The organism is Treponema sp. Marseille-Q4132, assembly GCF_014334835.1.
GTDB classification, from domain to species: Bacteria; Spirochaetota; Spirochaetia; order Treponematales; family Treponemataceae; genus Treponema_D; species Treponema_D paredis.
In genome coordinates this window covers 2,147,765-2,160,907 of the sequence record NZ_CP060591.1, presented here as the reverse complement: position 1 = coordinate 2,160,907, position 13,143 = coordinate 2,147,765, and the positions used below count along the sequence as shown (strand labels likewise).

The 13,143-nt window shown below is 48.5% G+C and carries 11 protein-coding genes; 3 read left to right on the top strand and 8 right to left on the bottom strand.

The features are described from left to right. Positions 1-43: 43 nt before the first annotated feature. The gene (locus H9I35_RS09780) at positions 44-1,231 is read left to right on the top strand and encodes an ABC transporter substrate-binding protein (RefSeq protein ID WP_187419221.1); all 1,188 of its coding nucleotides are present in this window, start codon (positions 44-46) and stop codon (positions 1,229-1,231) included. A 113-nt stretch (positions 1,232-1,344) separates the two neighbouring features. After that, positions 1,345-3,138: an ABC transporter permease gene (locus H9I35_RS09775; protein ID WP_187419220.1), complete on the top strand. Its 1,794-nt coding sequence runs from the start codon at positions 1,345-1,347 to the stop codon at positions 3,136-3,138. 146 nt (positions 3,139-3,284) lie between these two features. Here the strand turns inward: H9I35_RS09775 and H9I35_RS09770 are convergent, their stop codons facing one another. From H9I35_RS09770 to H9I35_RS09755, 4 genes are all read right to left on the bottom strand, one after another. Then, entirely contained in the window at positions 3,285-3,554 is a 270-nt protein-coding gene (locus tag H9I35_RS09770; RefSeq protein ID WP_040770105.1) for an ACT domain-containing protein, read from the bottom strand. 515 nt (positions 3,555-4,069) lie between these two features. Further along, positions 4,070-4,849 carry a leucyl/phenylalanyl-tRNA--protein transferase gene (gene aat / locus H9I35_RS09765; protein ID WP_187419219.1) on the bottom strand — a complete coding sequence of 260 codons (780 nt, stop codon included), beginning with the start codon at positions 4,847-4,849 and terminating at the stop codon, positions 4,070-4,072. Then, entirely contained in the window at positions 4,836-7,217 is a 2,382-nt protein-coding gene (gene clpA, locus H9I35_RS09760) for an ATP-dependent Clp protease ATP-binding subunit ClpA (RefSeq protein ID WP_252722645.1), read from the bottom strand. The genes aat and clpA overlap by 14 nt, the downstream gene beginning before the upstream one ends. A gap of 310 nt (positions 7,218-7,527) precedes the next feature. Then, positions 7,528-7,848, bottom strand: a complete 321-nt coding sequence (locus H9I35_RS09755) for an ATP-dependent Clp protease adaptor ClpS (RefSeq protein WP_187419217.1) — start codon at positions 7,846-7,848, stop codon at positions 7,528-7,530. 231 nt (positions 7,849-8,079) lie between these two features. On the opposite strand from H9I35_RS09755, the gene H9I35_RS09750 reads away from it, so the two are divergent. Further along, on the top strand, positions 8,080-8,844 hold the full coding sequence (locus H9I35_RS09750) for a rhomboid family intramembrane serine protease (RefSeq protein ID WP_187419216.1): 765 nt from the start codon (positions 8,080-8,082) through the stop codon (positions 8,842-8,844). A 224-nt stretch (positions 8,845-9,068) separates the two neighbouring features. Here H9I35_RS09750 and H9I35_RS09745 read toward each other — a convergent pair whose 3' ends face one another. From H9I35_RS09745 to H9I35_RS09730, 4 genes are all read right to left on the bottom strand, one after another. Further along, positions 9,069-10,247 (bottom strand): phosphoglycerate dehydrogenase, encoded by a 1,179-nt coding sequence (locus H9I35_RS09745; protein WP_187419215.1) that lies wholly within the window; start codon positions 10,245-10,247, stop codon positions 9,069-9,071. Between the two features lie 89 nt (positions 10,248-10,336). Next, positions 10,337-11,434, bottom strand: a complete 1,098-nt coding sequence (gene serC, locus H9I35_RS09740) for a 3-phosphoserine/phosphohydroxythreonine transaminase (protein ID WP_187419214.1) — start codon at positions 11,432-11,434, stop codon at positions 10,337-10,339. Positions 11,435-11,631: 197 nt separating this feature from the next. Next, a complete protein-coding gene (locus H9I35_RS09735; RefSeq protein ID WP_187419213.1) occupies positions 11,632-12,132 on the bottom strand; it encodes a hypothetical protein in 501 nt (166 codons plus the stop codon). 124 nt (positions 12,133-12,256) lie between these two features. After that, entirely contained in the window at positions 12,257-13,132 is an 876-nt protein-coding gene (locus tag H9I35_RS09730; RefSeq protein ID WP_187419212.1) for an SH3 domain-containing protein, read from the bottom strand. Between the last annotated feature and the right edge of the window lie 11 nt (positions 13,133-13,143).

Below are 13,143 nucleotides of genomic sequence, written 5' to 3'. Positions count from 1 at the left end.
TATAAAAAAATCAAATCGTTATGAACTTTGTTTGGAGGTAAAAATGAAAAAATTGATTATCGGCGCGATGTGCATTCTCGCGGCATCGTCGCTTTTTGCGCTTGGAGGAAACGACTCGGGCAGCGCTGCAGCGCAGACAATCGCCGCGGCAAAAAATATGTCGCACGACGATATCGTCGCAAAGGCAAAAGAAGAAGCGGCTGCGGCAAAATCGGCCGGCACCGTATTCAAAGCGTACGGAACGAGTTCGCGCATCGCGAGGGCGGCAAAAGCGTTTACCGAATTATACGGTATCGACGTCGAAACGACGAACGTCAAAGACAGCGAAATCTATACGAAATTGCAGGCTGAAATCAGCGGCAAAATCGACGGCGCGGACGTCGTGCTGACACAGAACGGTGCGGTTATGAAAGTGCAGATGGTCGACACGGGAAATCTCATAAACTACATTCCCGCATCCGTCGCTTCGAATATCGAAAACTCGGACAAAGTACCGCTTGTACAGCAATATATCGACAAACTCTTTATCTTCAATACCGTCGGTTCGAACGTCCCTGCAATCACGAACGTGTGGCAGCTGACCGAACCGGCTATGAAAGGCAGAGTGTTTTTCAAAAGCCCCGAAACGGAAAAGGTAAACGAAAATTTCCTTATCATGCTGACGAATAAAACATGGTCGGATAAGCTTGCAAAGGCATATAAAAACTTATACGGCAAAGATATTCAACTCGGAAGCTACAAAAACGCGGGCTATAAATGGATTGCGGAATTCCTGCATAACTGTTCCTTCGGCAATTCGGATACGACGATAGCCGAACAGATTTCCAACGCAGAAGCGTCCGGAAAAATCGGTCTTTTCGTTTTGAGCAAACTCCGCTCGAAAACGGTGCGCACTGAAAATCTCGAAGTCGCTTCATACTATGCGGACGGAAAAAATACGACGGTTGAACCCTTTGCCGGCTTTATGTATCCGCTCTATGCCCAGATCGTCAAAACGACGACGATGCCGTACACGTCCATGCTCTTTGTCGAACATTTGGTATCGCCTGCCGGATTCGCTCCGTGGGGCAAAGACATCGGCGCGTATTCTTCAAATACGGGCATTCCGGTAAACAAAGGCGATCAGCCGCTTTCGTATTGGAAAACGCGCCTGGTCATGGATGATCCCGAATACATCAATGAGGCGTATGCCGATGTTTTCGAATTCATTTCAAAAAATCTTACCAAATAAGGCGCTTCGAAAAATCATAATTTTTCAAGCCCTTCCTTAAAGATGTATGTGCGGGTATGCGTTTCAAAGCGTATGCCCGCAATCCGTCTGCCAGAATTTTTATGGGAGCTATCATGTCAAAAAAAGCGGCGAATCATATAAAGACATTTTTTCAAAACCCCGCAAATGTCATCCTTGTCGTATTTTTTATTTTGCTGGCTGCGCTGACATTGTATCCGCTGCTTTCGCTCGTATTCGAAACCTACAGCGTTCATCCGATGGAAATGCAGCTCATACGAAAGCCGACCGGTGCGCTCACGCCGTATCATTGGAAGAGACTGCTCACAGGCGGCGAATATTCCGTTAATAATTTTTACCGTCCGTTGCTGAACACGGTCCTCATGGCGATCATCGCGTCGATCATCGCCATTTTTTTCGGCGGATCGGTTGCATGGCTTATCACGAGAACGAATCTCAAATATAAAAAATTCATTTCGTTCGTATTCGTCTTTCCGTATATCATGCCGTCGTGGACACTCGCGATGTTTTGGACGAACTTTTTCAGAAATGCGAACGTCGGTATGGGCATCACGGGTATCTTTACGGCGCTTACGGGCATCACAATGCCGGAATGGTTCGTTTACGGAATCTTTCCCTGCTCGGTCGTACTCGGGCTTCACTATTCGCCGTTCGCCTACATCCTCATCGGCGGTATCCTCCGCAATATGGATGCGAACCTCGAAGAAGCCGCGACGATTTTAAAAGCGAGCCGCGCAAAAATCATGCGGAAAATCACGCTGCCGATCGTCATGCCCGCGCTTCTTTCGACTTTTCTGCTCGTGTTCGCTTCCGCGATGAGCGCGTACGCCGTTCCGGTTTTTCTCGGATCGCCCGTGCGCTTTTGGGTACTCACGACAAAGATGTACACGATGATGAACGGCAATTTCCAAGGACAGGGATACATCATCGCGTTTACGATGATTTTATTCGGCATCGGCATTCTGGGATTGAATCAATGGTTTACCGGCAGACGAAAATCGTTTACGACGATCACCGGAAAATCTTCGCAGATTTCGCTCGTGAACCTTCGCGGCGCACGGACGCCGCTTTCGGCCTTCCTCGTCGTTCTCTTGTGCTTTATCGCGATCGTACCGCTCATCACCTTTGCGCTTGAATCGGTGCTGCTTCTGCCCGGCGATTATTCGCTGAAAAATTTTACGCTCGACTTTTGGATCGGGCGCGGCGAATCCGCCCTCGAAAACGGTATGGACGCGGGCATCCTCATGAGCGCCGACGTGTGGCGCACGCTGTGGAACAGCCTCCGCCTGTCGGTCGTATGTTCCGTCGTCGCCGGCACGAGCGGCATCCTCATCGGCTATGCGATCGGAAAACGGCGCGGATCGAAATTGGCAACTTTCGTCAACAACCTCGCGTTTTTTCCCTACCTCATGCCGTCGATGGCCTTCGGCGCGATCTACCTTTCGATTGCGACGAAGATACCGTTTTTGTACGGTTCGTTTTTTATCCTCGCGCTCATCGGTTCGGTAAAATATCTGCCCTTCGCATCGAGAAGCGGCGTCAACGCCATGCTGCAGCTTTCAAACGAAATCGAAGAAGCCGCCGTCATCGTCGGCGTACCGTGGATAAAGCGTATGTCGCACATCATCGTTCCGATTCAAAAGGCGACGTTCCTGTCGGGATTTTTGCTTCCGTTTATTTCGTGCATGAGAGAGCTTTCGCTGTTCGCGCTCCTCGTCACTCCGCAAAATAAAGTGCTCACGACGATGCTCATGCAGTTCAACGAAAAAGGCTATACGCAGTACGGCAACGCGATCAACCTTATGATCATCGTACTCGTATTGCTTATCAATTTTACCGTAAATAAAGCGACCGGCGCTTCGATCGACAAGGGTGTCGGCGGCGCGTAAAACAATTCGAAAAATCGTTTGTACGGGCGGACGGGCTGTGCGCAATATGAAATGGCGCAGTTCGAATCGCCCGTATTTTTTTAATCGGAAAACGAGTAGCGTATCACCCCAATACGACGCGGCGTAAAATCCGCAGGCGGGTGCGATCAAATCCGATGCATTGCGGAAAACACTTTTTCGCTCATGATGTTGATTTCAACGCCCATAGCGTCTGCGGTTTTATTCATTTCAGCGCGGAGATCTTCGATCGAAATATCGGCGCCGTCGAGATCTACCATCATCATCATAACGAAATTTCCGGAGAGGATCGTCTGTGAAATATCGGCTATATTGACTTTGTGTTCGGCGAGGAAACCGCTTACTTTTGCGATAATGCCGACCTTATCCGAGCCGACGACGGTGATAATTGCATTCATACGTTTCAGTGTACCGCATTCGGAGTATACCGGCAAGAGCGAACGCAGGGCTTACACATGAAAAACTTTATTCTTTAAAAGCAACGTGTAACGTAAAAAATCGGCTGCACTCCCGACAGCAGCCCTGCCGTTTGCGCGGGGAACTTCGCGCTTCGCGCTCGTTGCAAGTGCCGCGGCTGACCGTAATCGGAATCGGACTGCGCAAAATTTCTTCGAAATTTTGCTTGCCATTCTCTGAAGTGCGACATTGCAGAAAATGTCGATTTTCGAAAATGCCGCACTCGTGCGCGAAAGCGTACACGTATATAAACAAGTTTGCGGAGCAAACTTGCGCTTAAACGGGAGGCGCTATTTTAGCATTCCGTTTAAACTCGGTCAGAGCGGCTCGGCGGCATTGCCGCTGCCTCGCGTTCCGCCTTTTTTATATAATTATACGCTTCTTTTCTATGTATCCATTTCTCATGCGTAATCCCTGTGTACGGTTGTACGAAGCGAAATTTTCCGCGCAGCTTCGGCTACGAAGCGCTTTCCGTACGTGGCCGAGACGCGTATACGGTTTCCGCTGCGATTTCGGTAAAAACTTTGCGCAAGTCGCCTGAAAGTTTTTGCGGCAAAAGTTCGCTTTCCATACGCAAAAATGCCGAGCGGCTTATATTGCGGCCGCCGTATCGCGCTATGTTTTCCGTATACACTTGCGAATCGATCAAAACGCCGCCGCATTTTTCGAAGGCTTTTACAAAGAGCATAAACGCGCTTTTGCCCGCGTTCGATTCACGCGTGAACATCGACTCGCCGCAAAACACTTTTCCGATGAGTACTCCGTAAAGTCCGCCCGCAAGCTCGTCTCCGTGCCACGCTTCGATCGAATGTGCAATACCGCGCTCGTGCAGCGCACAGTAGATATCGATCATGCGATTTCCTATCCACGTGCCGTCCTGTCCGGCGCGATATACGTGCGCGCAATTTTCGATGACGCGGAAAAAGGCGGCATCGATGGTATACGTATACGGACTGTGTTTTAAAAATTTTACGGCGCTGCGCGGAAAGCGGATTTCATTTACGGGAAGCACGAAACGCGGATCGGGACTCCACCACAAAACGGGATCGCCGGAGCTTTCATCATACCAAGGGAAAATCCCCTGCAGATATGCCGAAAATACGAGATGAGGCGTCAGCTCTTCCGTATAACCGAGCAAGCCGTTTCGCCCTGCATCGCGTACGAAAAAATGCGTATATTCAAAATCGCTTCCGAAACGTTCGGCGCCGAGTTTTGCCCGCCAATCAACGCTTTCCATAATCGAAAGTCAATGTTTCCGTGCCGTCGCTTCCGGAGGATATGTCGACACGCACTTCACCGCCCGCGGAAAGTTTTCCGAACAATACTTCGTCGGTGAGCGGAGATGCGATCTTTTCTTCGACAGTACGCGCCATATTCCGCGCTCCGAATTCGCGCGAATAGCCTTTTTCCGAAAGGTAGGCAATCGCGCGCGGGGTCGTTTCGAGCTTGACTTTTTTTTGCGCGAGGCGGGCGGCGAGTTTTGCGACTTCTTTTTTTGCGATGTCGTCGACGATCTCTTTGCCCAGATGTGAAAACGCGATAATGCCGTCGAGCCGGTTGCGGAATTCCGGCGAAAAAGCTTTTTCGACCGCTTCGCGAAGAGAATCGTTTGCATCCGCAACATCTCCGGCGCCGAAACCGACTTTGCTCTTTTCCATTTCGTGCGCGCCGGCATTGCTCGTCATGATGATGATGCAGTTTCGAAAATCGGCTTTACGGCCCTGATTGTCGGTAAGAAATCCGTAGTCCATAACTTGGAGCAGCACGTTGTAAATTTTCGGATGCGCTTTTTCGATTTCGTCGAAGAGCACGATCGAATGCGGATTTTTGCGCACGTCTTCGGTAAGCTGTCCGCCCTCTTCATAACCGACGTACCCCGGCGCCGAACCGATGAGACGGCTCACCGTATACTCTTCCTGATATTCGCTCATGTCATAGCGCAAGAGCGTTTCGCCGAGCGTACGGGAAAGCGAGCGCGCAAGCTCCGTTTTGCCGACGCCCGTCGGACCGACGAATAAAAAACTGGCTTCCGGCCGTTCGGGATTGTTAAATCCCGCGCGCGCCCTTTTTACCGCTTTTGTCACCGCATCGACCGCTTCATCCTGTCCGAAGATTTCCGAGCGCATCGTGTCGGCGAGGTCGCGGAGCTTTTCTTTTTCTCCGCTCGTCACCGATTCAAGCGGCACGCGCGCCATCTTTGCCGTCACCGATTTGATAACGGAAGTAGACACGACGGGCTTTTTCGAAAGCGAGTTTGTACGCGCGGCATCGCTTTCGGAAACGGGAGTTTTGCGCATGCGAGCGAATCCCCCGTTCGCTTTGATTTTCATGTACGAACCCGCTTCGTCGATGATGTCGATCGCTTTGTCGGGAAGCCGCCTGTCCGGCAGATACTGCACCGATAAATCGACCGCGGCTTTGAGTGCCGTATCGCTGTACGTAACTCCGTGATAACTTTCGTACCTTTCGCGAAGCCCTTTTAAGATCGCCAGCGTATCTTCGGGCGAGGGTTCTTTTATATCGATTTTTTGAAAGCGGCGCGCGAGCGCTCTGTCTTTTTCGAAATTTTTTGCATACTCTTCGTGCGTCGTCGAACCGATGCAGCGGATTTTCCCCGACGACAGCACCGGTTTTAACAAATTTGCCGCATCCATCGTACTGTTGCCGCTCGTACCGGCACCCATGATCATGTGGATCTCATCGATAAATAAAATCGCGTTCCGTTTTTTCATCAGTTCGTCGGTGATCTTTCTGAGACGGTCTTCAAAATCGCCGCGGAATTTCGTACCGGCGAGCAGCAAACCCATATCGAGACTGTAGATTGAAAAATTATTAATCGCGTCCGGTACTTTGTTTTGCGCGATCCTGAGTGCAAGTCCGTTTGCTATCGCCGTTTTGCCCACCCCCGCATCTCCGACGTAAAGCGGATTGTTTTTCGTGCGGCGGCACAAAATCTGAATCGTGCGGTCGATTTCCTCCGTCCGTCCGATAAGCGAATCGATTTTGCCCTGCTTCGCTTCTTCGGTCAAATCGACACAAAAGCGTTCGAGCGCCGTCTGTTTTGTTCCGCGGGGACTTTCCTGCCGGACATCGTCGGATGTTTGCAGGTCCGGCGTAAATTTTTGCTGCGTATCCGTACCGTCGGAAAAAAATCGGTTTTCATCGGTAAGTTTCGCTTCTCCGATCGCTTCGATGAGGCGGAGTTTGTCGACGCCGCCCATACGCAGAGAATACGCACAGTAATTGCGCTTTTCTTCCGTCATACTGACGAGTACATCGGTGATGTCGAGAATTTGCTTGTCGCTCGACGCACAGTGAAACACGGCGCGGTTCATCACTTCCTGAAAACCCTGTGTTTCCACCGGTTCGGCGCTCTGCCCGTTTCCCTGCACCGCCGATACCGGCACGTTTTTTTTAATGTATTCGTTTACATAATCGCGAATCGTCGCCACGTCCGCGCCGCACGATTCGAGCAGACCGCGCACCGAATCGAAGGCGAGCGCGGAGCTGAGCAAGTGCTCCGGCGTAAAGAATTCGTGACGGGCGTATTTTGCGTCGGAAAACGAAACCGACAATATCTTTCGCAGCTGCGGACTTATTTCCATAAATTTTCCACTTCCCGCCCGCCGCATCGCGCAGCGGATCTTAAGCGTGAAATTACACTCGTATGAAATCTCACGCTCTTCCTTGTGTCAATTGAATGCCGAACTTCGAAAAAAAATAAACGATACGGGGCAAAGTTACAATCCTATGCCGTTCGCTTAAGCGGTACGCTTACATAGTTAGAATCAAAAAGCTCAAGCGCGGCTGAGCAAAAAATATTTTTGCAGCCCGCACATATTTTAATTTTCCGAAGCCGTCATACAATTTCTCGGGCGACTTCAAAAACCGGACCGAGTTTTCAGGGACTTTCTCTTATACTTCCTGCACTTCAACTTTCAGCGGAAAGCCCTGTTCCCGCGCACGGCGCACCGCAAGCGCAGCCCGCGTCGCCGCTATATCGAACGCATACACGCCGACGATTGCGGAACCAGTTTTGTGTACCGATTCCATAATGACGCACGCGTCCTCTTCTGATTTATAAAAAACGGACATGAGCACGTCGACGACAAAATCTTTCGTCGTATAGTCGTCGTTAAAAAAAATGACGCGACCGTTCGGCGGAATATCGTAATCGACGGCATCGACCGCTTCGATCGAAAACTCGCCGCTTCCGAATGTGTCGCTGTCAGTCATGCTTATAATATACAGAATTTTTATAATTATTCCAATAGCATTAAAAACTTTAAAAAATCGATAAAATAAAAAAAGCGAAAACCGTATTTCCGAAAACCGAGCACTACCGTAAAAACCGGTCGCATTTCCGGCGGCGGTACTGAGTTTGAAACGGTAAAGGATCGGAAGTTCGACGATACAAATACACAAAAATCGCTTGAGGGGAAGCGTCGCTTTTATTATACTGTCGCCATGCAGGAAAAAACCGAAGTACACCCGAAAATCCGTGTAACCTACAATGCACCCGTTACGCTTACCTTTGTCGTCATCTGTACCGTAATTATGCTCCTTGACACGCATGTGTTCGACCGGCACCTTGCGGCGGCGCTCTTTATCATACCGGGCGGAAAGTACAGCAGCCATCCGTTCGATTGGAAAGCGCCGCTCGATTATTTTCGTCTCTTTTCGCACGTTTTCGGACACGCCGATTGGCAGCACCTCATTTCGAATATGTCGCTCGTTTTGCTGCTCGGCCCGATCATCGAAAGCCGCTACGGATCGCGTGTCTTCGCACTCGTCATAACGATAACCGCACTCGTCACAGGCGTCATCAACGCGTGTTTGATCACGCATCCGGAAATGGGGGCAAGCTCCGTCGTGTTTATGATGATCATGCTCGCGTCGTTCACATCGTTTGCAAAAAACGAAATACCGCTGTCGTTTATACTCGTGTTTATTTTATATATCGGCGGACAGTTTTTCAATTTCGGCACGCTGCAGCATAACGGCATTTCGGTCGCCGCGCACATAGCCGGAGGATTGTGCGGAAGTCTCTTCGCGTTTTTGCTCACGCCGCAAAAATTTCCGGCAGGCGCGCAGAATGAAAATTCCGCAAAGCAAAACGCTTCGGAAAGAACGCAAAGCGATGCTTCCGAGCCGGCCGGCAAACGCGATGTAAAAATCGGTACGAAAAAATCGGCGTTAAAAAAACATACGAAGGACGGAAAAAAACGATAGAGTACCTCTAAAAATTGCAGTCTTTAGAGGTGACTTCGAAAACGATTTTTATTCGACGGCGCTGAAAATCGGACGGGGCGTTGCGGGGTGTCCCCGCAGAGGGGGCAGCGAACGGCCGTATGAACGGAGCAAGGGGAAAACGACAGTTTTACACTTGCGGAGAGATGCGGACGGGAGCGAGGGGGAGACTTCCCCCTCTTAATAATTTTTCTGCAAAAAAACGTTCACCCTGCGATCGCGCGCACGTGCGTGACGTTTTCCATTGCGGAAAGTTTTGCAAGCGTTTCGTCGCTCACATTGCCTTCGACGTCGATAATATTGTAGGCGATGTTGCCGCTGTTTTGATTTATCATACCCGCGATGTTGAGCGAAGCTTCGCCCAAAATCGTCGAAAACTTCGACACCATACCCGGAATATTTTTGTTCGAAATGCAAAGGCGCGTACCGCCGGAGGGGATTTCGTTTTCGGTGACGACTTTCGGAAAGTTGACCGAATTGGCGATGGTGCCCCGTTCGAGAAATTCGCGGAGCTCTGCGACGGCCATGACGGCGCAGTTTTCTTCGGCTTCGGGTGTCGATGCGCCGAGGTGCGGAAAGCAGATGACTTTCGGATTTGCAAGCAGTTCTTCCGCGGCAAAATCGGTGACGAACATGGAAACCTTTCCGTTCGCGATCGCCTGAAGCATGTCGGCATTGTTGACCAATCCTCCGCGCGCAAAGTTTATGATGCGCACGCCGGTTTTCATCGCGTTCAATCTGTCGGCGTTGATAAAACCTTTCGTGTCGTTTGTCTGCGGCATGTGGATCGTGATGTAGTCCGATTTTGAAAGCAGAGTATCGAGGGTTTCCGCCTGTTTGATGTGCGTGTCGAGCTGCCATGCGTTTTTGACGGAGATAAAGGGATCGTAGCCCGCAACGGTCATGCCCAAACCGACGGCGGCGTTTGCGACGAGGGCTCCGACGGCGCCGAGACCGATGACGCCGAGCGTTTTGCCCTGCAGTTCCGGCCCGATGAATTGGGATTTGCCTTTTTCCGCAAGATCGGGAATTTCGTCGCCTTTACCCGCAAGACTTTTTACCCACTCGGCGGCGGCGATCGCGGGGCGGTTTGCGATGAGCATGCCGAGTATGACGAGTTCTTTTACCGCGTTCGCATTCGCACCGGGCGTATTGAACACGACGATGCCCCGCTCGGTCAACTCCTGCACGGGAATATTGTTGACGCCAGCACCCGCTCGTGCGACGGCTTTTACCGTATCGGGAATCGTCATGCCGTGCATGTCTTGAGAGCGCACGAGGATGGCGTCGGGATCGTTGATCGAAGATGCGATTTCGTAATCGTCGCGGGGAAATCGTTCGAGCCCCGCAGATGATATTTTATTGAGCGTTTGAATTTTAAACATATTGCCTCTCAATTTTAATAATTATTAATACGGATGCCGCGCTTTGAAAGCTGCCTCAAAACGAATGCTTTCGGCGGGCATTCGTCCGCTTAAAAATTTTCAGCGGCAAACTTATCCATAAACTCTATAAGCCGCTCGACGCCTTCGATCGGCATGGCGTTATATATGGACGCGCGCATACCGCCGACGGTACGGTGCCCTGCAAGGTTTACGAGTCCCGCTTTCGCCGCTTCGGCTGTGAATTTTTTGTTGATCGCATCGGCCTTGTCGGCGTCCGTTTCCTTTGTCAAAAACGGCACGTTCATGATCGAACGGCTGTCTTTGTCGGCGGTCGCGCGGTAGACGGCGCTCGAATCGAGGTAGTCGTACAGGCGCTCGGCCTTTGCATAATTGCGCGCTTTCATGCCTTCAGCGCCTCCGTTTTTTTCTATCCAATGAAGCACTTTACCGAGGGCGTAGATCGCATAGCACGGCGGCGTATTGTACAGAGAATCTTCGTCGGTGTGCGTTTTATACGTGAGCATCGTCGGCGTAAGTTTTTGCGGAGTGTCGGTGATGAGGTCGTCCCTGATGATGACGAGCGTAACGCCCGCAGGCCCGAGATTTTTTTGCGCGCCTGCGAAGACGAGACCGAAAGCGCTCACATCGAGCGGCTCGGACAGGATGCACGAAGAGATATCGGCAACGAGCGGAATGCCGCCCGTATCGGGAATATAATTCCAGTGCGTGCCCTTGATCGTGTTGTTGAGACAGATATACGCGTAATCGTAATCGCCCGTGATTTTATCGATTTTCGGAATATAGCAAAAATTGCGGTCGGAGGACGACGCGGCGATATCGACGGAAACGTATTTTTTCGCTTCTTTGATCGCTTTACCCGACCACACGCCGGTATCGACGTAGACCGCTTTGCCCGAACCTATGCCGAGATTCAGCGGCACCATCGCAAACTGAGTCGAACCGCCGCCCTGCAAAAACACGATTTTGTAGTTGTCGGGCACGCGCATGAGTTTCCGCACCATAGCTTCCGCGTCCTCAATGATCGGCTTGAATGCCGACGAACGATGGCTCATCTCCATAACCGACTGACCCGTGCCCTTGTAGTCGAGCATTTCATCGGCACAGTCTTTCAACACTTCTTCCGGCAAACACGAGGGTCCCGCCGAAAAATTGTACACACGTCCCATAGCTGCTCCTATAAAAAATTTTGCAGGAAGTTAGAGCCTACGGCTCGTTCTGCAAAGAACCGATTCTACGTGTCCGTTTTCGCGGTCTTCGAATCAACTTCCGAAAAAGTTTTTAGCCGTGCGCATACTTCGCAACGAACGCGTAAACGCGAAGTTGCGAGCGGCGCACATATTAGATATTCGAGTTTAAAAAATAATTATACACCATGTTTAAATGAATAATACCAGCAATATTTTAATTCGTCGTTTTCAATATAATAAATTCCAATCCCCGTAATACCATAACCAAAAATTGCAAAGGCAAAACAAGAATTATCATAGCTGTTTTTATAATCTTTAAGTTTTTGTTTCACTTCTGTTACGGTGATGGTTTCAACCTTATCATACTGGCTGTTCGGGTCTGAATAAGTTACAAAAGTCGATGAATATGTCAGAACTTTAAGTTTCGGCCTCACATCCCAATTTTTACCGACATTTGTATATTGGTTAATAACGTATTTATTATACGCATTGATCAAATCGTCTTTATTTTTATAAAAAGACATTTTTTGAGTCGATGTAAAATCTCCTTTAAAAGAAATTGAGGACAATATCTCCGGTTCAAATTTTTCCCATCCTTTTTTTTCAGGTTCAAAAAAATTACATGAACTGAAAACCATCATTGGAATCAGTACCGACAAAAATAAAACTCTTTTCATAAAATCCTCCTAATGATTTTATTTTACGGACTTTGCTTATTTAAAGAGCCGTCCGTCTAACATTATTTTAAACCGCACATTGCATCAGCAACCTGTCGGCCATAATTTTTTTAGGTGTTCTTTATTATTGATTTCCCCAAGTCTTATTATATTCATTTATAAACTCCTGATTATCTAACTTAACTCCCATTTTTATAAGATTAGTCCATAAAACAGTAGTATCTTTAATCGGCAATTTTTTTATCATTGATGTAACAAATGGAAAACGCAATGCATTCATTGCAGGTTCATCAAAATTGCTAAATCTCATTTTTTCCCTGGCAACATTTCCCCAGAAATTCGAATTTGTGAATGCCGGTAGTAATGTAACTTCAGAACCTTTAATCTCCAATAACAAGGAATCTTCTTTTATATCTAAGATTTTATAAATTTCTTTTTCAACAGGACCTTTATATTCCTCATCGCCATACGACACACTTAACGTTATAGTTTTATTTTTTATTGATACTGAATATTTTCCACTCCCTCCCATACCTGACTCTAAAAGACCAAAGAAGTATTTTCCTTCAGGAGAAAATTTTCTGTATCTATTATCTGAAACCCATGAAAATCTGCTTAAATATCTTTGTAAATCAGCATCAGACCATTTTTCAGTTGAAAACGGAAATAAATTTTCAGTTAAGTAACCGCCAAATACCCATCCGTATACATTACTTCCCGTATTAATCGTTTCAATAGGAAGGAGAATTTGTACCCAATTAGATTTTATTCCATCTATCTCCGCTTCATTTCCAATTGAAACGACTTTTACAACCATTCTATCAAATAAAGTTCCAATTTTTTTTGAATACAATGAAGCACTATCTCTAACACGCAAACCTTCTGTTGCATTTACATAAAGAATATCAATGTTTTTATTTTTGTTAAAATAATCATTGCTTTCCCCAAACAATGAACCGGTGATTAATCCAAGCATAACTACTAAAATAATTTTTTTCATTTTTACTCCTG